This window comes from Tundrisphaera lichenicola (assembly GCF_051175385.1).
Lineage (GTDB): Bacteria > Planctomycetota > Planctomycetia > Isosphaerales > Isosphaeraceae > Tundrisphaera > Tundrisphaera lichenicola.
This window is the reverse complement of the sequence record NZ_CP195106.1, coordinates 889,386-912,767: the sequence shown is the minus strand read 5'-3', so window position 1 is coordinate 912,767 and position 23,382 is coordinate 889,386. Positions and strand designations below refer to the sequence as shown.

The window sequence follows — 23,382 nt, the reverse complement described above, 5'->3', positions numbered from 1 at the left end:
TGTGTGGGTTCACTGGTTTATCGACATTCTCCCGTCCGCGATCTTAATGGGAGTCGACCAGAGCTGCGCGCAAAAATAACCCCGGGGGAGTCCCCGGGGAGATGGTCGGGTGCGGCGGGTCAATTGGCTCGATGATCGTTGACGCGAAAGAGGGGGGGGATCAGGGCCACGTCATCGGGCCAGAGTCCCGGCTGAGGCTGCCTGGCCTCATTCAGGAACATATCGCGGTCGAGCGGGCTGAGGATCCGGGTGGCGTACCAGCGGATATGGCCATCGGCGAAGAGGAGATTCTGCCCACGGCCGGCGTGGTTGGGGCTGTTCCCCGGCAGGACCGAGCCGAGGTTATCGTGAGGGGGCTGGTCGGCCAGGACAGGAATCGTGGCCCCGAGCCGGGGCGTGATCGGCTCGGTCTTGCCGGAATCGCCGTGGAAGTAACCGGCGTGGTAGGCATAGTCGATATGCTTCGGATCGGGCCGGGAGTCCGGCTTGAGAACTTCGCCCCGGCAGGGGCAGTGGAGTGCCCCGAGATCCTGGAGCAAGGATTCATCGCTGAGCTGGATCGCATAGGCACCGACCGGGACATCGCGACCCTGGTCGCAGACGCTCGGATAGTGGTCGTGTCGGGCCGCGAAGTTCGCCAGTCCGGAGTAAAGCTGCTGGAGATTGAAACCGCAACCGGCCTGGCTCATCTTGTCGCGGGCCGACTTCATGGCGGGCAGGAGGGTGAGCAAGCCCGCCATCAGGATGCCGGCGGCCACCGCGACATCAGCCCAGCGGAAAGGGACGCGGGCCGGGACGAAGTCGAGAATCGCCCTCCTCGCTCGCCTCTCCGCGACGAAGGCGATCGTCCGCGAGGCCAGCCCCTCGGGAGGCTCGATGGGTTCGGGATCATCTAGGAGCCGGTGAAGCGCCTTAGCTAGTCGATCGGCTTGTAAGGCCAGGACCGGGTCGCTCGCGATTTCGGACTCAATTTCGGCCCTTCGTGGGCCCTCGATCTGACCCAGGGCGTAATCCAGCAGGTCATCGGGTTTCATGGCTTCAATCGTTCCCATCGCGCCGAGACACACGCGCCATCTCCTGGAGCTTCGCCAGGGCGGCATGGAGCCTCGACTTGACCGTACCCACGGGGATCTTGAGGATCTCGGCGATCTCCCGGTACTTCAAGTCCTGGTGATAAGCCAGGACCAGAGTCTGACGCAAGGCGTCGGGCAGCTTTTCGACGCTCCGGGCCATCCATTCGCGGCGCTCCTGCTCCTGCATCTCATCCAGGGGGGCCGTCCCGTCGCCGACCAGGAGGTCGACCAGCGAGCCGGGGTCGCTCTCGCCCGAGTTGCTCACGCGTCGATCGAGGCTGACCGTGGGATGACGGCCCGCCTTCCTCATCGCGTCGACAGCCTGGTGCGTCGCGATCGAATACAGCCAGGGGCGGACCGGCCGCCCATCCTCATAAAGCGCCCGTTTGAGATGGACCTGGAGAAACGTATTCTGGAACACGTCTTCAGCCATCGAAGGATTGCCGAGATAGCGGGTGAGATACCGAGAAAGCTCACGCTCGTAGCGGCGGACCAACTCGTTGAAGTCGTCCGGAACGGCCGAGTCGCGATACCGGCTCATCAGATCCTCGTCCGAGATCGGTGCGAGGCTCTCGTCGGTAACGGATCCTTCGGCCTTCACCATGGGTACGTCCGGTTGCGGCCGAGGGTTCGTAGTGGCTTCCAAAATATTGGGCCGATTCGAGAAAGAATGACATCCGAAAGGTTTAAGCCGCACGGAAGGACCGGCTCATCATCGTCTCAGTCTAAGCCCCGAGCCGGCCCCGTCAAGCCGCTGGAGCAGAGCCGCCGGAGGAGACGAGGCCGAGGACCCCGACCGATCGAATTTTCTGACTTCTTTCGGAGGAATCACCGGGGCCCGGAGAGGCCGAGAACCAGAGGGTTGCCCCTCTCGATTCCGGCATCGCCGGAAACCGCCCGAGGCAGGGACGAGCGCCTCGTGCGGCAGGCTGGCGCCGCCCAGAGCCGGCTCTCGGCGGCGCCAGCCCTGCCCTACGAAAGATGCCGAAATCGGGGGAGTCCCCCACCTCCGGGTCATTTCTGGCGAATCCATTGCAATCGGGCCGCCGATCGCATAAGGTGGGAGCCTTCCAGTGTAGGGAATAACCAAGAAACGGTCCTCGAATTGAGGCCGTGTGGCAGTGGGGCGCGCGATGGCGATCACGAAGGAGAAGAAGCAGGAGATCATCGGGTCATTTGGCCGGGTGGCTCAGGATACGGGCTCGCCGGAGGTGCAGATTGCACTCTTGACGGCCCGGATCACCGACCTGACCGACCATTTCAAGCAGCACGCCAAGGACCACGCCAGCCGCCGAGGGCTGCTGATGATGGTCTCCAAGCGTTCGAGCTTGCTGAAGTATCTCCGGCTGCACGATCGCAAGAGCTATCTAGAGGTGATCGCCCGACTGGGCATCCGTAAGTAACTGGTCGGATCGGGCGTCGACGCCCGATCCGCCGGAAGCCTCGTTAGACCAAAGAACGGATTTGTCCGACCGGGGCCGTCCGGGAGCACGCCCGGCCGATCTCGGGAGGTCCGGCGCGACCGGGTCGCGCCTCGGCCCACTCCCCCACATCGCCCGCGCCGTCCCCTGGCTGCCCACCGCCGAGGTAGGATTTTGAATGTCTAGTTCGTCTTTCGCGACGCGGAGACCGGTCACCGTCGAGCGCTCGATTGGTGGCAAGACCGTCTCGATCGAGTCCGGCCGACTCGCCAAGCAAGCCCATGGGGCCGTCGTGGTCCGCGTCGGCGACACGATGTCCCTGGTCGCCGTGGTCACGGGACCCGGCCGCGAGGGCCTCGATTTCTTCCCCCTGACGGTCGACTATCGCGAGAAAGTCTACGCCGCGGGCAAGTTCCCCGGCGGCTTCATCAAGCGCGAGGGGAGGCCGACCACCAAGGAAATCCTCACCTCACGCCTGATCGACCGACCGATCCGGCCGCTGTTCCCCGAGGGGTTCCGCGACGAGGTCCAGATCCAGGCCGGCCCGATCTCGGCCGACCGCGAGAACGATGCCGACGTCCTGTCGATCTTCGGGGCCTCCGCCGCCCTCATGCTGTCCCGTGTCCCATTCATGGGGCCCATCGGCGCCATCCGGCTGGGCCGGGTCAACGACAAGTTGATCGCCCTGCCCACCGCCGACGAGATGAAGGATAGCGACCTCGACCTGATCGTCGCCTCCACCGACCAGACCATCGTCATGATCGAAGGGTTCGGGCGCGAATTGCCCGAGGCCGAGATGTATGACGCGATCATGGAGGCCCACCGCCTCAACCAGGAAGTCCTGGCCCTCCAGCACGACCTGCTCGAAGCCCTGGGCCTGCCCCCGTATCAGAAGGTCGAGCCGCCGCACGACCCGCTCAAGCGACAGCTCTACGATCGGCTGGCCCACGAGATCCGCGACGCCAAGTCGCTCGGGCTCAAGCAGGAACGGGCCGAGAAGGTCAAGGAAATCCAGAAGCGGATCGTCGCCGAGTACTGCCCGGCCGACGGCACCGGCCTGGTCCTCCCCCTTCAGGTCAAGACGGCCTTCCACGCGGTCGAGGAGATGGTCGTCCGCCAGATGATCCTCGACGGCCACCGCCCCGATGGCCGTGGACCGCGCGACCTTCGCCCGATCTCCTGCGAGGTCTCTCTCCTGCCCCGGGCCCACGGCTCGGCCGTCTTCCAGCGAGGCGAGACCCAGGCGCTGGTCACCACCGTCCTCGGCACCGGGGCCGACGCCCAGCGGGTCGACGGGATCATGCCCGAGTTCACCAAGGCGTTCATGTTGGACTACAACATGCCGTCGTTCGCCGTCGGCGAGGTCCGCCCGATCCGGGGTCCGGGCCGTCGCGAGATCGGCCACGGGGCCCTGGCCGAGCGATCGGTCGCCCCGGTCCTGCCCGACAACGCGACGTTCCCCTACACGATCCGCGTGGTCAGTGACATCCTCGAATCCAACGGCTCGTCCTCGATGGCCTCGGTCTGCGGGGCGACCCTCAGCCTGATGGACGCCGGCGTGCCGATCTCCGACCCGGTCGGGGGGATCTCGATCGGACTCGTCGAAGACCTGGCCTCGAACCGTCACGTCCTCCTGACCGACATCATCGGCGATGAGGACCACTTCGGCGACATGGACTTCAAGGTCGCCGGGACCCAGCGAGGCGTCACGGGCATCCAGCTCGACCTGAAGAATCAAGGGATCTCCGCCACCATCGTCCGCGAGACCCTCGACCAGGCCCGCGAGGCCCGGCTCGAGATCCTCCGGACCATGCTCCGATCGATCAAGCGACCTCGCGAGGAAATCTCGACCAACGCCCCGCGCTTGATCCAGATCCAGATCAACCCCGACAAGATCGGCCTCATCATCGGCCCCGGAGGCAAGACGATCCGTCGCCTCCAGGACGAGACCGGCGCCAAAATCGACATCGAGGACACCGGGATCGTCACCCTCGCCAGTTCGACCGCCGAGGGGGCCGAGGCCGCCCGCGACAAGATCCAGGCCATGACCGAAGGCGTCCGGGTCGGCCACATCTACGAAGGTCGGGTCACCTCGATCAAGGACTTCGGCGCCTTCGTCGAGATCCTCCCCGGCAAGGACGGCCTGGTCCACATCAGCGAGCTGTCCGAGGGCTATGTCGGGAGCGTCACCGACATCTGCCGGGTCGGCGACCCGATGCTGGTCAAGGCGATCGCCGTCGATGACCAGGATCGCGTCAAGCTCTCCCGCAAGGCCGCACTGGCCGAGCGCGGCGAGGTCGATCCCAACGCCGGCAACGTCCGACCGGCCGGAGCCCCCTCCGGCGGCGGGATGGGCGGCGACCGGGGCGGCCCGCCCCCCCGACGCCCTAGCGGGCCCGGTGGCGGATACGATCGCGGACCCAGGCGAGACTGATCGGTCGATCGCGGGGGCCGAGAGCGACCCGGCCCCCCTTCGTCCGACCTTTTCCCGTCGTGATCGAAACTGATGCAAGGATGCTGGTTCAATTCTTGGCCCGGCCGTTGGCGGTATTGTTATCGCTCGCCGTCCTTTATCAGTGTTGGTGGAATGGGCGCCGCCCATTTATTATTCGACGTGGGCCCTCACCGACTAGTTAGGCCCTCTCGGATCGGCCAACAGCCCCCAATCGCCGGCCGGAGACTCCGCCCATGGCCGAACTCTCCACCAGCACAGTTCACGACGAGTCGCTGGTTCACCAGGACGATTCGGCCATCACGCGGCGGCTCCGCGCCCAGTATACCGAGATCGCTCAACTGGCCGGCGGACTGGCCCACGAGATCAAGAATCCCTTGTCGACCATGAGCCTGAACCTCGACCTGCTCGTCGAGGACTTCCGCGGTGCCGAGACCACCCGCGACAAGCGAGTCCTCCAGAAGCTGGAACGAGTCCGGCGCGAGACCGACCGACTCCAGGATATCGTCGAGGACTTCCTCCGGTTCGCCAAGGTCCAGGACCTCACCACCGTCCCCACCGACCTCAACGCCGTGGTCGACGACCTTCGCGACTTCTGCGAGCCCCAGGCCGTCGGCCAGGGCGTCCTGATCCGGACCCAGTATGACCCGGACCTGCCCCTGGTCCCGCTGGACGTCGACCTATTCAAGCAGGCCCTCTGGAACCTGATCCGGAACGCCCAGCACGCCATGCCCGACGGCGGCGAGTTGATCCTCCAGACCCGACTGGAGGGGGATTGCTCCGTCCTGGACGTGACCGATACGGGTGTGGGGATGTCCGAGGAGGTCGCCTCGCGGGTCTTCGACACCTTCTACTCGACCCGGCCCGGCGGGAGCGGCCTCGGCCTGCCCACCACCCGTAAGGTCGTCGAGGCCCACGGCGGCTCGATCTCCTTGCAGAGCGCACCGGGCCAGGGATCGCGGTTCACCATCAGGCTCCCGCTGGCCGAGGGAGGCTGAAGCTCGATGGCCTCCCAGATCCGAGTCCTGGTGGTGGATGACGACGAGCCTCACGCCGAAGCCGTGGCCGAGAGCCTGGAGCGGGTCGGCTACGAATGCGTCGTCGCCGGGTCGGGCCGCGAAGGGCTCCGGCTGATCGAGGAGCAGGATTTCGACATCGTCCTGACCGACCTGATCATGGACGACGTCGGCGGGATGGACGTGCTGGCCAGGGCCAAGCGCGAGCTTCCCGATGCCGAGGTGGTGATCCTCACCGGCCACAACACCGCGAAGGCTGCCGTCCTGGCGATGCAGGCCGGGGCGACCACCTATCTGACCAAGCCGCTCGACATCATCGAATTGCGGACGGTGGCCGACAAGGTCTCGCAGTCGCAACGACTGGCCCGATCCAACCTGGAACTCCAGCGCCAGCTCAACGAACGCTTCGGATTCGAGGGGGTGATCGGCAACTCCCCCTTGATGCACCTGGTCGTCGAACGGCTCCGCCAGATCGCGCCGACGTCGGCCACCGTGCTGATCACCGGCGAGAGCGGGACCGGCAAGGAGCTGGTGGCCAAGGCCCTGCACAACAACAGCCCTCGCAGGTCCAAACCCTTCGTCGCCTTGAACTGCGCGGCGCTCAGCGAGAACATCCTCGAAAGCGAACTTTTCGGCCACATCAAGGGGGCGTTCACCGGGGCCGACCGCGAGCGGAAGGGATGGTTCGAGCACGCCAACGGCGGGACGATGTTCCTGGATGAAGTCGGGGATATCCCGCTCTCCACCCAGGTCAAGCTCCTCCGGGTCCTGGAGTCGGGCGAGATCGTCCGGGTCGGGACCAACGAGCCGATCAAGGTGAACGTCCGCCTGATCTCGGCGACGAACCGCGACCTGAAGGAAGGGATCGGCTCGGGCGGGTTCCGTCAGGACCTCTACCACCGGCTCAAGGTGGTCAGCGTCCACCTCCCGCCGCTCCGCTCGCGGCGCGAGGACATCACGCTGCTGACCGACTACTTCATGAAGCAGTTCGCGGCCTCTCACGGCAAGCTGGTCACCTCCATGTCGCCCGCCGCGCGGAAGACCTTGATGTCCCACCCCTGGCCGGGAAACGTCCGGGAGTTGAAAAACACCATCGAGAGCATGGTCGTGATCGACTCGGATGGAGTCCTCGACGTCGACGACCTGACCGAAGACCTCGCTCCCGCCGGCCCGGGATCGGTCGGGGCCGGTTCACCGGGTGCCGACGCGCTGGTGGGCCGCCCCCTCGAGGAGGTCGAGAAGCATTACATCGCCGAGACGCTGAAGCTGACCTCCGGGAACCGCGAGGAGTCGGCCAAACTCCTCGGGATCGGCGAGCGGACCTTGTATCGCAAGATCAAGGAATACGAGATCGGATAAGCACTCGAACGCATTTTCCTCGGAATTTTTCGTAGGGCAGGGCTCGCCTTCCGGAGATGGTCCCGTCTCAAACTCGTTCATCCACCCGGTACTTCCGCAGGGCTTCGCGGTTCAGATCGACGCCGAGTCCAGGCTTCGTGGGGAGTTCGAGCTGGCCGTCGACGATCCGGAAGTCTTCGACCAAGAGTTCGCGGCGGAGCGGGGATTCGGCGAGTTCGAGCGGCAAGAACTCGATGTAGGGACAGTGCTCGGTCGCCGAGGCCAGGTGCGCGCTGGCGGCGATCCCGAGGCCGGACTTCCAGCAATGCGGCACGATCTTCCGGCCCCGATCGGCGGCGATCCGGCAGACCTTCAGGGCTTCGGTGATCCCGCCGACCCGGCCGACGTCGGGTTGCAGGACGTCGACCTTCCCCCGATCGGCGAGATCGAGGAATTCGAAATGCGTGTTCTGCCACTCCCCGGCCGCGATCGGGATCGGCGACCGTTCCTGGAGGAACGCATATCCTTCGAGATCGTCGATATCGATCGGCGTCTCGATGAACTCGATCCCGAACGGGGCGAGCCTCTCGATCACCCCCAGGGCCGTCGCGGGATCGGGCCAGGCATAGGCCACGTCGACCATCAGGACCAGATCCGGCCCGACCGCGTTCCGGCATTCGGCGACGATCTCCACGATGACGTCGTCGGGCTCCTGAAGTCCGTTGTGGCTATAGGGTCCGTTGACGCAGACTTCCAGCTTGGCGGCCCGGTAGCCCAGGGACTTCGTCCGCTTGACCTTCGCGACGAGCGAGTCGGCGTAGTCCCGAATGGTCCGACCGGTCGGCAAAAGGGACGCGTAAGGCGTGACCCGACCGGGGTTGCCACCGAGGAGTTTCCAGAGCGGCACGCCCAGGGTCTGGGCCTTGATATCCCACAAGGCCGTGTCGATTGCCCCCAGGGCACAGATGAGGGCCCCTCGCCTCCCGGTCATCTTCGATCCGCGATAGAGGGTCTCCCAGACCGCCTCGGGTTGCATCGGGTCGGCGCCCAGTAGCATCTCCTGTAATCCCAGCCCCATGCAATGGGTGCCCCGGGCGCGGATGCATTCCCGAGCGACCCAGGGGTTGGTGTCGGTCTCGCCGATCCCGACAATTCCTTCGTCCGTCCTCACCTCCACGATCAGGTCGTCCTGCGCCGAGGAACAGGCCCCGGGGTCGTAGTCGGGAGCCAGGAGGATGTGGAGTTCCAGACCCGTGATCTTCATGCGAGTCGCCCAGTCCCGGTCCGGTCCAGTCGATAAGTATGGGAGGAACATAGCGACCCGGACGGAGGATTGCCAGAAGACGGACATTGAAGTCCGGTTAATCCGGAAAGATCAATTTTGGATAGCCTGGGCCAACATCCCGTGGCAATGATGGTCGGGATCCATCCCCTCCCGCTCAGGAGACGCCATCCGATGCCTCGCAAACTCGCCCTCTGGATCGCGATGATGATCATCCCCGCCGCTCAAGGGGCCGATACACCGTCGAAGCCCGGGCCCAACACGGACGAGGAGCCGATCGGCGCGTTCTCGATCGAGAAGGCGTCGAGTTTCCTCGATACGGTCTCGGCGAACTGGACGAGGCAGCGGAAATGCGGGACGTGCCACACCAACTACGCCCACATGATGGCCGGACCGACGGTCGAAGGGCCGGCTTCGCCCGAGCTGGTCGAGGTCCGTGCCTTCTTCGAAGGTCGAGCGGCCGGATGGGATCGGCCCGAGAAGTCGGCCCGGCCGATCGCCGAGGGTGAGATCGTCGCCACGGCCGCCGCCCTGGCCCTGAACGACGCGGCCTCGACCGGCAAGCTCCAGCCGATCACACGCGCGACGCTCGATCGGATCTGGACGATCCAGCGCCCCGACGGGAGCTGGAAGTGGTTCGATTGCGACCTCCCGCCTTCCGAGGATGACGACTATTACGGGACCGCGTGGGCGGCCGTCGCGGTCGGACACGCCCCGGGCGGATACAAGGAGACCGAGGCCGCGCAACGCGGCCTGGAAAAGCTCCGAGGCTATCTCCGGTCCACGCCCGCCCCCCATCTCCATCACCGGGCGCTCCTGCTCTGGGCCTCGACCGGAGTCGACGGGCTCATGGACCCCGCCGAACGCGAGCGGACGATCTCCGACCTGATCGCCAAGCAACGTCCCGACGGGGGCTGGAGCCTGACCTCTCTGGGTAAGTGGGATCGTCGCGACGGCACGCCCAACCCGGAGGACGCTCCCGGCGACGGCTATGGGACGGGTTACGTCATCTACGTCCTCCGTCAGGCCGGAGTGCCCGCCGATGCCGAGCCGATCCGCCGGGGCGTCCGGTGGCTCAAGACGCACCAACGCGCCTCGGGTCGCTGGTTCACTCGCTCGCCGAGTCTCGATCATGCCCATTATTTGACACACGCCGGGACCGGCTTCGCCCTGATGGCACTATCGGCCTGCGGCGAACATTGAGCTCCTCGGAAGGAAAACGCCGCACCCCAGCCTGATCTGGCACGCCGAATATCGAACTGTGCTTGACATGCGATGCCGACCGATGATAAATGGCGCTCGCGCCTTCGGTTAGTTCGAGGGGCTGCGGATTTCAAGGAGGATCTCCATGCGCCTCGCCGATGCCCGGACCGGGTTTTTGATCGCGTCGACATTCCTGATTGGCCTCGCCCGTCCGGCCCTGCCGGCGACCCTGACTTCGGAGATCGACTTCAAGACCGATGGCACGATCGACTCGACCGGCGTGACCGGACCTTCGATCGTCCACTTCGAGGGGACCGACAGCTCATTGACGACCGGTTCGAGCTTCGAGCTGGGACGATTCGTAATCGACCCGCTCCCGAACGGCAGTCAAACGACTTACGATCATACGCCATTTGAGCTTACGTTCACGCCTCGGTCGGTGGACGGCGTCGCGGTGCCCGATGCCACCCCGGTGGTCCTCCGGGGACTGATCAGCGGGACGATCGACGGCGGAGGGACCTCCAACGCCCATTACTGGATCGACCGGCTGACCTACCCGTTGGAGGAGACGCCCCCCTTCCCGTCGTACGTCGATCCGTTCCCGGCCGGGAACCTGACGGCGAGCATCTTCGACGCCCCCGGTGCCTCGACCCGGCTCCCATCCTCGACCGAGGGAGGATCGATGGCCTTGAGGGCCGTGATCCAGGCCGTGCCCAGTCCGGAACCGGTCCCCGAACCCGGCCCGATGGCCCTGTTCGCCTGCGTGGCGGGCCTGGCGGCACTCCGTCGCTTTCGTCGCTGATCCGGCCTCGATTCGATCAAATCCGCTCGATCGCGAACCCCTCGAATTCCGAGGGGTTTTTTCATGGGTGAATGCCGACACCGTCGCCATTTAGGTGCCATAATCCAGCGTCGGAGGGCCGACGGGATCTGGTGAAGGGTCACGTTCGTTCCGCGCTCCGGCATCACCCTCGTCGATGAACCGGCACCCTGATCGAGAATCCCGGCGACTACATCGAGGCGACACCATGCGACCGACGCGAAAGCGCAAGGCGTTGTCACTCCGTTTTGAAAGCCTCGAGCCGAGGACTCTCCGGGCGGGCGGCATCATCCCTAATGACACATTGTTCTCCCAGCAGTGGGGCCTGAATAATTCGACCAATAACGTCGACATCGACGCGCCTCAGGCCTGGGCGATCACGACCGGGAGCCCCAAGGTCGTCGTGGCCGACGTGGGGAGTAGCGGGGTCAACCTGTCGAACCCGGATCTTGCGGGGAAACTCTGGGTCAACCCCAATCCGAATAGCGATCCCCTCTATCCCGGGGCCGTGAACGGCTGGGACTTTTCCGCAAACAGCCCCAATATCAGCGATTCCGACGGGCACGGGACGAACGTGGCCGGGATCATCGGGGCCGCCTCGAACAACGGCCAGGGGATCGCCGGGGTGGCCTGGGCCTCGCCGATCATGGCCCTCAAGGGGAAGACCGTCTCGCAGGACGCAAAAGCCGTGCGGTTCGCCGTCGATCATGGGGCGAAGGTCATTAACATGAGCTTCGGCTATACTTATGATTCGCCGGTGACCGTGGATTTCCTCCGGCAGTTCGACCCGCTCTATCAAGCGATCCAGTACGCCGACTCGAAGGACGTGGTCGTGGTGGTGGCGGCGGGCAACTCCGGGACCGCAGGCGTGACTTCCGGGATCGGGCAGGATCTGGCCAGTACTCCGGTCTATCCGGCCGCGTTCCGCCTGCCCAACATGATCAATGTGGCGGCGGTCGATTCTTCCGGAAACCTCGCCAGCTTCTCGAATTACGGAGCAACCACGGTCGACCTCGCCGCGCCGGGGGTCCAGCTCAGTACGACCGGACTCGCGTCTCAGAATAATTACATCGACTTCGCCGGAGGGACCTCGTTCGCGGCCCCGTATGTCTCGGGAGTGGCGGCCCTGGTTGCGGCCCAGCATCCGGAATACTCGGCCGAGCAGATCGTCCAGCGGATCGTCACGACCACCAAGCCGCTCGACAGCCTGGCCGGCAAGACGATCTCGGGCGGGATGGTCGACGCGTACCTCGCCCTGAAGGCCGGACTGCCCGACAACTCTTCCGGGATCGCGATCGCGGCCGGGTCGGCCACGGGGTCGGGAGCCTTTGTGGCCGAGACCTCGTATTACTCCGGCGGTGCCCCGTATACCATCCCCGATCCGAACCAAGTGATCGATACCTCGAACGTCACCAACCCCGCCCCCCAATCGGTCTACCGTACCGAGCGATTCGACTCCAACAGCTTCACCTACACCGCCCCCGGACTGGTCCCCGGGATTCCTTACCAGGTCCGGCTCGACTTCTCCGAGAACTTCTACAACGGGGCGGGTCAGCGGACATTCGGCGTCGCGATTAACGGCAACGTCGTCCTGCCCAACCTGGACATCTACGCCGCCGCGGGCGGGAAATTCAAGGCGATCGCCCGGACCTTCACCGCGATCGCCGACAGCTCGGGCAAGATCTCCCTGGTCTTCTTCAACACCACGCCCGGTAACACGCCCGGCCATCCGACCGGAGGGGCCAAGGTCGACGGCATCACGATCACCCCGCTCGCCTCGGCCACGCCGGCCACCTCGGACCCCAACTCCAACCCCGACCTCGCCCTGGGCCGACCGGTCCATGCCTCAACGATCGAGGGGGCTGGTTATCTCGCGGCGGCCGCGATTGACGGTGATCCTTCCACCCGCTGGTCGAGTGGCCAGTGGATGCAGTCGGGCTCCACCGCCTGGCTTTACGTCGACCTCGGTTCGCCGCAGCTGATCGGAGAGGTCCGGCTCAACTGGGAGACCGCCTTCGGCGTCGATTACCAGATCCAGGCCAGCAACGACGCCTCCAGCTGGACGACCATAGCGACCGTCGCCGGCAATCAGACCTCGGGGATCCATTCCGCCGATGGGCTCGCCGAGACGGCCCGGTACGTCCGGGTCTACTGCACCAGGACCAGCTCGGCCAACAACAACTATTCGCTCTTTGACTTCAACGTCTACGCGACCTCGCAACCCGACCTCGCGCAGGGCAAGCCAACCTACGCCTCGTCGGTTGAGGGACCAGGATACCTGGCGAGTCGAGCGAATGACGGCAGTGGCTCGACCCGATGGTCGAGCGGCCAATGGATGCAGAGTAGCGACGTCGGCTGGATTTACGTCGACCTCGGCTCCTCGCGATCGATCAGTAAAGTTCGACTCGACTGGGAGACCGCCTACGGCGTCGATTATCAGATCCAGATGAGCGACGACGCGAGCCGATGGACGACCCTGGTCAACGTCTCGGGGAACAACACCGCCGGAGTTCATGATTTCGACGGCCTCGCCGGCTCCGGCCGCTACGTCCGGATCTACGCCACGAAAACCAGTCCGGGCAGCGACAACTACTCGCTCTACAACCTGAGCGTTTACGGTTGAAGCGGCCGGGTTCGATACCAGGATGAGGGGCGGGTCGAGGCGAGGAAACTCGACCCTCCATGTTCAACGCGAGGGCGAGGGCGGACCGGAGTAGATGGAGATCTCGCCGAGGAAGTTAGCACTGGCGAGCTTGGTCCCATTCTTCGAGAAGGCCAGGGCGTGAATTTTCGTCTCCGTCCAATCAGCCTGGATCTCCGTCTCCTCGCGATCGAGCGAGTAAAATTTACGGAGGCTCGACGGTTCCCAAAGACCGACGGACCCGTCGTCTCCCCCCGTGGCCAGGGTCCGGCCATCTGGGCTGAATTCCACGCTCCAGACGCCCTCGATCCCCGAAGCACGTTCGACACGCAGGGGAGGCGAGTCGAGTAGGCTCATGTTCCAGACTTGAAGACTACCCGCCGCGCCCCCGGCCACGAGCAGCGTTCCATCGGGGGAGAAGGCGATGCAGGCGGTTGGGTCTCGTGTCGAAACCTCTCCGGCGAGGTCGCGGTTGGGCCAGTTCCAGAGCGTGATAACAGCATCATGGCTGCCGGCGGCGAGGACCTTACCGTCGGGCGTCCAGGCTAGAGTATGGGTGCTCGAATGATCGGTGGCTATCTTCTGGAAGCGATCGGCCTTGCGGTCCCAGATCCTGATGGGACCTGATGGCCCCGCGATGGCGAGGTACCGACCGTCGGGCGACCAGGCCAGCGAGCGAATCCGTCCCTTCAGGTCGAGAAGTTTCCGCCCGGGATCGGCCGGATTGGCGAGGTTCCAGATCCAGACTCCACCCAGGTAATCGCCCGACGCCAGGATCGTCTCGTCGGGCGAGGCGGCCAGCGTGGTGACCAGGGTTTCGTGGGCGTCGATCTCCCGGACCTGGACCCCTCGGGGCACGTCCCAGAAGCGAATCTTATGGTCATCCCCGGCGGAAACGAGCGTCGAAGCGCCGTGCAAGAAGGTCATGTCCCAGACCTCGTCCCCATGCCCTGGGAGGGTGGGCGGGGCGATCTTCGGGGCGAGCGACCAGACACGGACCTGGGACTCCCCTTCGCCGATGGCGACGACCTGATCGCTATCGGGATAGAAACCGGCCGACGCGATGACCTTCCTCTGGAAGGGAGCCTTGCCCAGATGCCGACCCGTCGAGGGATCCCAGAGCCGAACCCGGCCCGTCGAATCGCCCGAGATCAGCCTCCGGCCGTCGGGTGAGAAGGCCAGGGTCGTCACAATGGCATCGGGATCGAACGAGTCGCGACTCGCAACCCATTCCGATCGCCTTTCCCGAACATCGATCACCTCGATGGGCCGATCCTCCTGGCTGATCGCAAGCCTCCGACCATCGGCGGAGATCGCGAGGCTCATCATGAAGCGTCGTTTTTTCGGTGCAATTACTTTGGTGATCTCATACTCCGGGGTCCATCCCGACAAGGCCACCGCTCGCCCGGTTGTCAGGTCGTAAATGACAGGCACGCAGGAGTTTGCCGAATACGGCTGGTGGGCCAGGGCGGCCAGGGTCCGGCCATCGGCGGAGAAAGCCGCCTTGAAGAACCCCGGCATCCGGATGATCTTCAAGGTATCCCCCGAGGTCACCGGGATCACGCGTACCTCGGCGGGCGGCGGGGGATCGGTCCTGAGATCCGGGGTCCAATCGAGGTCGGATAGGACGAGCGTCATTCCATCGGGAGAAAGGAAGGGGCGGCTGTTCGATCGCTCCAGGATCTGGCGTTTCGCGCCCGATCCGTACCAGACCGTGCGATTCGCCCGATCGAGCTCGACCCGGAGTGGGCCGAGCATGGGCAGGCAAGATTTCTCCCACGCATCGTAACGAGGCCCGGAAGGATCGATCCGGAGGTCGTAGAGATCGTGGACGTGTTCCAGCAACGAAGAGGCGCCGGCCCTGAGGTTCCCGTTCGAGAGATCGAATCGGTCGATCATCATCCAGGACGGGTCGTCCAGGAGGAAGACGGAATAGTCGCGACAGGCCTCCTCCCGGAGGTGATACCAGGCGAATTCGCGGTGATCTTCCTCCCCTCCCGCCTCGGGTATCTGCCGCCTCAGGATCATCTGAGCGGATTCCCGATGCCCTCGAGCCAGGAGTGACGAGGCGGAGGAAAGGTCCAGGGCGTATCGATGCGCCGAAAGATCGCGCTCCCGACGCTGGAGTTGGTTCAGGCCCGCGTCGAGTTCCTTCCTGGCTTGATCGAGCTGGGCGTTGATCCGGTTGAGCTGGAGATTGGCGACCCGGAAGCGATCATTGGAGTCGATCAGTTCTCGCCTGTGGACGAGCAGCTGGGCGAGCCAGACCACCGCACAGACCAGCAGCACACCGGCCAGAGAGGCCAGGCTCGGATGTCGCTGGGACCAGCGGGCCAGGCGGCCCCAGGCCGGCAAGGGCCGCGCCGCGATCGGGCGGTTTTCGAGGAATTTCCGGAGGTCGTCGCCCAGAGCATCGGCCGTGGGGTATCGCCGGGCCGGATCCCGCTCCAGGCATTTCAGGCAGATCGTCTCCAGGTCGCGAGGGATCTCGCGACGGAGCAATCGGGGCGACGGGGGCGGCTCGCCCTGAGTGAGCCTCTGGCTTAACTCGCCGAGGGATCGGCAGGGATAGATCGGCGTTCGCGTCAATAACTCGTAGAGGATCGCCCCCAGCGTGTAGATATCGGCGCGAACCCCGACCTGCCCGGAATCGGCGAGCAACTGCTCGGGAGCCATGTAGGGTGGCGACCCCTGCAAGAATCCGGTGAGGCTGTCGGCCTCGACCGCCCGGCCCTCGACATGGTCGAAGGTCCCCAGCCCGAAGTCGGTAATCCGGGGCAAAGGCCAGAACCGGCCCGGGCCATCGGGCTCGTCGACCAGGATCACGTTGCTGGGCTTGAGGTCGCGATGAAGGACCCCCCGGTCGTGAGCATGGGCCAGGCCGGCCGCCAATCGCTCGGCCAGCCGAGCGGCCAGCCGCCAGGACGGGACCTTGGTCGATCGGGCCAGCCAGCATGATAGGCTCTCGCCCTGCTGGTAGCTAGTCGCGATGTAGACGACGCCATCGATCGTCCCGGCATCGAGGACCGGGACGATCGCCTCATGATCCAATGCGGCCGAGAGGCGGGCCTCGCGCGCGAACTGGCGCCAGAGCGCCGCATTCTGGAACCGATCCGGCCGAGGGAGCTTCAGGGCCACCCGGCGGCCCAGTCGGGTATCGAAGGCGAGGTAGACCACGCCGAAGCCGCCTCGTCCCAGCTCTCCCTCGATCCGGAAGCGACCCAACGTCGAGCCGAGGCCCAGCCAGCCTCTCGATTTCGACCCGACGGAATCCCGATCATCCTCATCGGCCAGGAATTCCGGGCTGAAATCCCCGGGATCCGAAGCCCTGAGATTCGCCAGGGTGGGTCCAGCTCGGCCGGCGTCGAACACCACTTCCAGGAGATGATGCCACGCCTGGTCCGCCTCCGGCCAGTTCGGGTTCGCGTCCTTTCGGATGTCCTTGGTCAACTCGTCTGCTTGGGTCGATGGTTCGTCGTTCATGGCCGTTCGGCCTCGAAAAGACCCCTGAGCCGCCCGATCGCCCGATGATGCAGCCCGCGGACGGCCGATTCGGTCCGCCCCAACCGGGCGGCGATCTCGGCGGTATCCAGCCGCTCCACGTAGATCCAGAGCAAAAGCTTTCGGTCGGCCTCCGGGAGGAGTTCGAACCGCGAGAGCATCGTCTCGATCAGTTCGGCCTGGATCAGGCGGCTCGTGACCGAGGTCGAGTCGCCGACGGGCTCGACCGTGGGCTCGGCCTGGGTATCCAGCTCGGTCCGATGGTCGCGGACGTACCGCATCAGGCGGAATCGCATCGTCTGCAAGAGCCAGGCGAGGACCTGACGGGACGGCCGCCCCGAGACCTCGGCGACGCGTCGGACCGCGATCAGGAGCGTCTCCTGGAGCAAGTCCGATGGGGCGATCAGCGGGCGAAGTTTCGGACCGATCAGCTTGCGAGCGCGATCGAGGAGGGCGGGCTCATACTGGCCCAGATTCGGGTCGACGAAACGCTGCGGCTCCTCCCCATCCCCGCTTGAAACGGGCTTGCCGGCGTCGATCGAGTGACTGATGGGACGTTCCATTTCGTCTCCGACCGCGTCGTTCGCGAGGGTGGGAGTCCCGAACCGCTAGTATAGTTCCAAATTCGAGGAACTCGCAAGGACGATAAAGATTCGCAAAAAAACACGTCAGGCTCGCGAACGCTTCCGGCGGTCCCGAGACTAACTCCGGCAAGCTCGAACAACTTTGCTCCGAGATCGGGCGATGCAGCCAGGCCTCGCGGTGAAGTGGAGGTGTGTCCCCCCCCACCTTCCGGGCGAGAACGATGGGTTAAACCCGGTCCGGCGCTCGATGAACCCGAGGGCCGGACCGGGTTTTAATCATCTCTGCCCGCTTGAATCCCTAGCCGAAGTCTACCCAGTCCTACGAACGATATGGAAAGCCCATCCGAGATCTCGATCCGCAGCTTCCGCCCGGATGACGCTCCGAAACTCCTCCAGCTATTCCGGGACACGATCCGCAGGGTCAACTCACGGGACTATACGCCGGAGCAGATCGATGCCTGGGCCTCGGACGAGATCGACCTCCAGGCCTGGTCGGATCGATTCGAGGGTCGATTCGTGGCGGTTGCGGAGTCGGACGGTCGCCTCGTAGGGTTCGGAGAGTTGGAGGCGGACGGTCATATCGATCGGTTCTTCGTCTCCGCCGACCACCAACGAATCGGTGTCGGCCGGTCGCTCCTGGACGCGATCGTGAGCGAGGCCGGGCGGCTCGACATCGCGAGGCTCTCCACCGAGGCCAGCATCACGGCCCGGCCCTTCTTCGAAGACCAGGGCTTCGAGACCCTCGCCAGTCAGATCGTCGTCTCTCGAGGGATCGAATTCCGGAATTATCGGATGTCGCGCTCGCTCAGCTCGCGGCCCCCGGCCGATTCATCGCCTCACACGGTGGCATGAGCCTCAAGATACGGATTCGAGCGGGACTCGAATCCTATTCATGATTTACTTCAGCGGTTTGAGACTCGCTTGGACGAGTCTATCCTGCTTTCCCGCATGATCGCCGTCCTCGATCTCGACGACGATCTTCCCCAGGGTTTGTTCCTTGGAGATTGCCCGAGTCGGAAAGGGCGACAACGCGATTCCCCGCCTTGAACCAAGGCGATGTCCCTTCCGACAAGTCAATTCCTACCCCTGGCCAGCCGTCAAACGAGGAGCCTTCCGCTTGACGGACCAGTCCCTCCCCCATCTGGATTCTTCCCGGGCGACCGAGCACTCTGGATGGCTCGCGACAAGCGTCGGAGGAAGAGCCATGAAACGAATTTCCTAGGACTTGCTTTGCAGCTCCCGATTCCTGTACGATGAGCTGATTCCCCCCCGGACTTGCGTCGGGGGGTCCAGGATCGTCCGAAGGCTGGACCACCATGAGCAGGCACCGAGTGAGCCCGATCCGGCTCGCGCCGCTGATCGTCCTGGCGATTCTGTCGGGTTGCGACTCGGGCGCGGCCCCCACACCGGACCAGGTCTGGGGCCTCCACGGGCGGAAGCCGGGCTGGCTGGTCAAGCCCCGGGCCGCCGCCTTCGACGCCGAGGATCATCTCTATCTGGTCGACCTGACCGACCGGGTCCAGGTGTTCGACCGTGAGGGGAAGTACCTCCGCGGCTGGCAGATGCCCGACTTCAACGTGGACGGGCCGAGCGGGGTGAGCATCGACCGCCAGGGGCGACTCCTGGTGGCCGACACCCACTTCTACCGGGTTTTGGTCTTCTCGCCCGAGGGGAAGATCCTGCTCCAGATCGGCGACGGGGTCCAGGGCTCGACCCCGGGCCGGTTCGGTTACCCTTGCGACGTCGTCTGCGACAGGCAAGGCAACTTCTACGTGGCCGACTACGGCGAGAACGACCGCGTCCAGGTCTTCTCGCCCGAGGGGAAGTGGCTCCGCCAGTGGGGCGGGCACGGCTACGAGCCCGGTCAGTTCCTCCGGCCCCGCGCCCTGGCGATCGACGATCAGGACCGGATCTACGTCGCCGATAGCGCGACGCACCGGATCCAGATCTTCGACACCCGGGGGAAGCTCCTGGATAGCTGGGGGACCCGGGGGGCGGGACTGGGAGAGTTGGCCTATCCGTTCGACGTTGCGGTCGGCCCCGACGGGTCGGTCTACGTCTGCGAATATGGCAATCACCGGGTCCAGAAGTTCAGCCCCGAGGGTATCTCGCTCGGCGTCTGGGGGGAGTCTGGGCGAGGGCCCGGCCAGCTCTACAATCCCTGGGCCCTGGCGGTCGACCACAAGGGCTCGGTCTCGGTCGTCGACTCGAACAATCATCGCGTCCAGCGATTCCGGATGTGACCTGACCTGACTGACGGAGGACGGACGGGATGTCGACCCTGATGGGGAATCTGGCGCAGACCTTGACGGTGGGCCGTCCCTGGTGGCTGATCCTCCTGCCCCTACTGATCGTGCCCCTGGTCCTGTTCAGCTACAAGAGCCTCTCCGGCCTGGGCAAGGTCCGGCGAGTTGTCGCGATCCTGATCCGGGCCTCGGTCGTCACCGCGATCGTCCTGGCGCTGGCCGAGGTCTCGACGGTCCAGCGGAACGAGAAGCTGACGACCATGTACGTCGTCGACACCTCCGAGAGCATCCCGCAGGAATATCGCGGGACGATCCTCAGCTTCGTGACCGAGGACTCGAAGAAACGCAACAAGACCAAGGACGACCAGACCGGCGTGATCGTCTTCGGCAAGGAGCCCAAGGTCGAGACCCCCCCGCAGCTCAGCGAAGCCAACCTGATGCTGGGGATCGAGAACACCGTCGACAGCGAGTACACCGACCTCGGCGGGGCGATCAAGCTGGCCCTGGCCACCTTCCCCGAGGACTCGGCCCGGCGGATCGTCGTGGTCTCCGACGGCAACGAGAATCGCGGGAACGCCATCGAGCAGGCCATCGCCGCCAAGGAACTGGGCATCCAGATCGACGTCCTGCCGGTCGACTACTTCTACGATAAGGAAGTCCTGGTCGAGAAGGTCTCGCTGCCCCCCGACGTCAAGAAGGGGGAGACGGTCAACATCAACGTGGTCGTCCGGGCCAGCGAGCCGAGTCGGGGAACCTTGCAGATCTTCCAGAAGGACTCCGACAACCGGAGCGTGCCCGCCCCCGGCAACGAGAAGCCGGTGCCGGTCGAGCTCCGCCGAGGGGTCAACGTCTTCACGCTCAAGCAGCTCATCAACGAGCCGAGCTTCTACACCTTCACCGCCGAGTTCGTCCCCGAGAAGGGGAGCGGCGACCGGCGGGCGATCAACAACGTGGCCACCGGGTTCACCTACTCCCGAGGGACCGCGCAGGTCTTGCTGATCGAGGGGACCAGGGGCGAGCACGCCGAGCTGGTCCGGGCCCTCCGCGAGAAGAAGCTGGAGGTCAAGACGCTGGTCGCCCCCGGGATCGGCGGCGGCGGCTCCGAGGGGGGGGACAGCCTCCCCGACGACCTCGGGCAGCTCCAGCCGTTCGACACGGTGATCCTCGGGAACGTCCCCAAGGACTCGGTCACTGAGTCGCAGCAACGGCTGATCGAGGCCAACGTCCACGACATGGGCGCGGGCCTGATCATGCTCGGCGGCGAGAACAGCTTCGGGGCCGGCGGCTGGCTGAACTCTCCGATCGAGAAGGCCCTGCCGGTCGACATGCAGATCAAGGCCATGAAGGTCCAGGGCAAGGGGGCCCTGGTCCAGATCATGCACGCCACCGAGATCCCCGAGGGGAACTACTGGATGAAGGTGATCGCGCAGGAGGCGATCAAGACCCTCTCCAGCTACGACTACTGCGGGATGGTCCACTGGGAAGGGCAGGAAGCCTGGCTGTTCACGATCAAGCCGGTCGGCAATGGTAAGGCGTCGATGCTCCGCGCCATCGACCGGATGACCCCCGGCGACATGCCCGCGTTCGACCCGACCCTCCAGCTGTCCCTGAACGGGCTCCGGAAGGTCCAGGACGCGATGACCAAGCACATCATCCTGATCTCCGACGGCGACCCCGCCGCCCCCTCGCCGCAGGTCATCAAGCAGCTGATCGCCAACAAGATCACCGTGACCACCGTGATCGTCGCCGCCCACGGCAACGACCCCGGCTCGATCGCCACGATGCGTGACATCGCCGTGAAGACCAAGGGGCGGTTCTACCAGGTCACCAACCCCAAGGCACTCCCCCGGATCTATCAGAAAGAGGCGAGGATCATCTCCCGCCCCCTGATCTTCGAGCAGCCCAAGCCCTGGCTCCCCAACGTCAAGTACACCAGCGAGCCGATCGTGGGCCTCTCCGGGGACCTCCCGCCGATCACCGGCCTGGTCCAGACCAGCCCCAAGGAAAGCGAGCTGGTCGAGGTCCCGATCGTCTCCCCCCTGCCCGCCGAGCAGCCCCCGCCCCTCCTGGCCCACTGGACCTACGGGCTGGGCCGCTCGGTTGCCTTCACCTCCGACGCCGGCCGGAAGTGGACCACCGCCTGGCCCTCGTGGGAGAACTACGCGGCGTTCTGGTCGCAGGTGGTCCGGTGGTCGATGCGGCCGGTCGACAACCGGAACCTCACCCTGAACGTCCGACGCGAGGAAGGCAAGATCAAGGTCGTCGTGGATGCCCTGGACAAGGAGAGCCAGTTCCTCAACTTCCTCCAGATCCAGGGGTCGATCCTCAGCCCCGACCTGAAGCGGACCAAGGTGGACCTGGTCCAGACCGCCCCCGGCCGGTACGAGGGGGTGGTCGAGAACGCCGAGGCCAGCGGCAACTACTTCGTGAACCTGGGCTACAGCGGCCCCGACAACATCAAGGGGGTGGTCTCCACCGGAGTCTCGGTCCCCTACTCCGACGAATATCGCGAGTTGCGGTCGAACCCCGGGACCCTGGAGACGGTCGCCAGCCTGACCAACGGCCAGGTCCTCTCCTGGAAGAAGCGGGCCGACGGCTCGATCGACCTGGCACGCACCCTGGCCGAGTCTCAACCCTTCCGCCGGGACGCCTTCACCCAGACCCCTCGGGCCCTCTCGCCGCTCTGGCCGCTCCTCCTGTTCTTCTCGGCCACGATGTTCCTGGGCGACGTGGCGATCCGCCGGGTCTCGCCCGACTTCGAGCGGATGGGCCGCCTGATCCGCGACCAGTGGCAGAAGATGCGGGGCCGAGAGGTCGCCCCGCCGGTCGAGTACATGGAGAAGCTCAAGAGCCGGAAAGCCGAGGTCGGCGACCAGATCGACCGGTCGAGGGCCGCCACCCGCTACGAGGCCCCGCCCCCCTCCGACATCGCCCAGGTCCCGAACGTCGTCGAGGACCTGATGAAGGGAGGGGCCGCCGCCAACCGCCCCGCCGCCGAGCGTCGCCCCCAGACTCAGGCCCCCGGAATGGCCCCCACCGGCCCCCAGGCCGAGCCCGAGAGTTACACCAACCGACTCCTCAAGGCCAAGAACAAGGTCTGGGAGGATCGCGAGAAGGATCAGAAGGACAAGGGGAAATCGTGATGACCCGGCGGCTGGGACTGACCCAGATCATGACTTTGATCGTCGTCGTCGCGGCCGGATTGGGCGCGATGAAGGCCGCGACGAACTGGATGACCGGAATGGCCATCCTCTCGGCCCTGGTCACGCTCCTGGTCTCAACAATCGGTGCGATCGTCTCTGGTCGTCGGACGTCCTGGATCGGAGCGGCCGTTTTCGGATGGGGTTACCTGGCCTATTGCACCTTGATGGCAGTCCTGGGAACCGCCGAATTCACCGTCGATCGTCGTGACCGTAGCAACGTCTGGCAATTCGAAGGGCCGGCCATCGAACTAGTGCTCTTGATCCACCCTCAATTCCCCTGGCCGAAAGATCCGAGCCCGAGTCGAATCACCAATTACGACCCCGCGACGGACCTCTATACCAAGGATGTGGGAGGTGCCATGGTACCCTTCACCACCGAAGAGGTCAGGCGACAGGTCAATTACAAGGCCAGGTCAAAGGCATATGAAGAACAGCTTCAAGCGGGCAACAACTCACTCCTCATCGCCCTGACGATCCAGGGGATGGCTTTCGGCCTGATCGGCGGTGCCGTGGGATACGCTTTGGCCGATCAATCCAATCCCCTCGATCTATCGCCTGGGACCGAACCTACCACCTCGCCCGGCTGACCGTCGAAGGAGATC

16 protein-coding genes are annotated in these 23,382 nt (G+C 65.1%); 11 read left to right on the top strand and 5 right to left on the bottom strand.

The features are described 5' to 3' along the window. Positions 1–119: 119 nt before the first annotated feature. Both P12x_RS03525 and P12x_RS03520 read right to left on the bottom strand, forming a co-directional pair. Entirely contained in the window at positions 120–1,034 is a 915-nt protein-coding gene (locus tag P12x_RS03525; protein WP_435009453.1) for a hypothetical protein, read from the bottom strand. A 4-nt stretch (positions 1,035–1,038) separates the two neighbouring features. After that, entirely contained in the window at positions 1,039–1,614 is a 576-nt protein-coding gene (locus tag P12x_RS03520; protein WP_435009452.1) for an RNA polymerase sigma factor, read from the bottom strand. A gap of 592 nt (positions 1,615–2,206) precedes the next feature. On the opposite strand from P12x_RS03520, the gene rpsO reads away from it, so the two are divergent. From rpsO to P12x_RS03500, 4 genes are all read left to right on the top strand, one after another. Continuing rightward, positions 2,207–2,476 carry a 30S ribosomal protein S15 gene (gene rpsO / locus P12x_RS03515; protein WP_435009451.1) on the top strand — a complete coding sequence of 90 codons (270 nt, stop codon included), beginning with the start codon at positions 2,207–2,209 and terminating at the stop codon, positions 2,474–2,476. A gap of 196 nt (positions 2,477–2,672) precedes the next feature. After that, entirely contained in the window at positions 2,673–4,928 is a 2,256-nt protein-coding gene (locus P12x_RS03510) for a polyribonucleotide nucleotidyltransferase (RefSeq protein ID WP_435009450.1), read from the top strand. A 254-nt stretch (positions 4,929–5,182) separates the two neighbouring features. Then, positions 5,183–5,944: a sensor histidine kinase gene (locus tag P12x_RS03505; RefSeq protein WP_435009449.1), complete on the top strand. Its 762-nt coding sequence runs from the start codon at positions 5,183–5,185 to the stop codon at positions 5,942–5,944. 6 nt (positions 5,945–5,950) lie between these two features. Further along, positions 5,951–7,321: a sigma-54-dependent transcriptional regulator gene (locus P12x_RS03500; protein ID WP_435009448.1), complete on the top strand. Its 1,371-nt coding sequence runs from the start codon at positions 5,951–5,953 to the stop codon at positions 7,319–7,321. A gap of 67 nt (positions 7,322–7,388) precedes the next feature. Here the strand turns inward: P12x_RS03500 and P12x_RS03495 are convergent, their stop codons facing one another. Further along, complete coding sequence (locus P12x_RS03495; protein ID WP_435009447.1) at positions 7,389–8,564, bottom strand: mandelate racemase/muconate lactonizing enzyme family protein; 1,176 nt, start codon at positions 8,562–8,564, stop codon at positions 7,389–7,391. A 192-nt stretch (positions 8,565–8,756) separates the two neighbouring features. On the opposite strand from P12x_RS03495, the gene P12x_RS03490 reads away from it, so the two are divergent. The 3 genes from P12x_RS03490 (at position 8,757) to P12x_RS03480 (ending at position 13,228) form a co-directional block, all read left to right on the top strand. Then, positions 8,757–9,785 carry a prenyltransferase/squalene oxidase repeat-containing protein gene (locus P12x_RS03490; RefSeq protein WP_435009446.1) on the top strand — a complete coding sequence of 343 codons (1,029 nt, stop codon included), beginning with the start codon at positions 8,757–8,759 and terminating at the stop codon, positions 9,783–9,785. Positions 9,786–9,930: 145 nt separating this feature from the next. Continuing rightward, positions 9,931–10,587 (top strand): PEP-CTERM sorting domain-containing protein, encoded by a 657-nt coding sequence (locus P12x_RS03485; protein ID WP_435009445.1) that lies wholly within the window; start codon positions 9,931–9,933, stop codon positions 10,585–10,587. A gap of 226 nt (positions 10,588–10,813) precedes the next feature. Continuing rightward, positions 10,814–13,228: a S8 family serine peptidase gene (locus P12x_RS03480; RefSeq protein ID WP_435009444.1), complete on the top strand. Its 2,415-nt coding sequence runs from the start codon at positions 10,814–10,816 to the stop codon at positions 13,226–13,228. Between the two features lie 63 nt (positions 13,229–13,291). Here P12x_RS03480 and P12x_RS03475 read toward each other — a convergent pair whose 3' ends face one another. Together P12x_RS03475 and P12x_RS03470 are read right to left on the bottom strand one after the other, a co-directional pair. Next, positions 13,292–16,729, bottom strand: coding sequence for a WD40 repeat domain-containing serine/threonine protein kinase (locus tag P12x_RS03475; protein ID WP_435009443.1), 3,438 nt, complete (start codon positions 16,727–16,729; stop codon positions 13,292–13,294). Beyond that, positions 16,726–17,310, bottom strand: coding sequence for an RNA polymerase sigma factor (locus tag P12x_RS03470; protein WP_435009442.1), 585 nt, complete (start codon positions 17,308–17,310; stop codon positions 16,726–16,728). Before P12x_RS03470 ends, P12x_RS03475 begins: the two co-directional genes overlap by 4 nt. A 351-nt stretch (positions 17,311–17,661) precedes the next feature. Between P12x_RS03470 and P12x_RS03465 the strand changes: the two genes are divergently transcribed. The 4 genes from P12x_RS03465 (at position 17,662) to P12x_RS03450 (ending at position 23,367) form a co-directional block, all read left to right on the top strand. Beyond that, positions 17,662–18,183 (top strand): GNAT family N-acetyltransferase, encoded by a 522-nt coding sequence (locus P12x_RS03465; RefSeq protein ID WP_435009441.1) that lies wholly within the window; start codon positions 17,662–17,664, stop codon positions 18,181–18,183. Between the two features lie 464 nt (positions 18,184–18,647). After that, positions 18,648–19,574, top strand: a complete 927-nt coding sequence (locus tag P12x_RS03460; protein ID WP_435009440.1) for an NHL repeat-containing protein — start codon at positions 18,648–18,650, stop codon at positions 19,572–19,574. 29 nt (positions 19,575–19,603) lie between these two features. Beyond that, on the top strand, positions 19,604–22,720 hold the full coding sequence (locus tag P12x_RS03455; RefSeq protein ID WP_435009439.1) for a VWA domain-containing protein: 3,117 nt from the start codon (positions 19,604–19,606) through the stop codon (positions 22,718–22,720). Next, on the top strand, positions 22,720–23,367 hold the full coding sequence (locus P12x_RS03450; protein ID WP_435009438.1) for a hypothetical protein: 648 nt from the start codon (positions 22,720–22,722) through the stop codon (positions 23,365–23,367). The genes P12x_RS03455 and P12x_RS03450 overlap by 1 nt, the downstream gene beginning before the upstream one ends. The last annotated feature ends 15 nt before the right edge of the window (positions 23,368–23,382 follow it).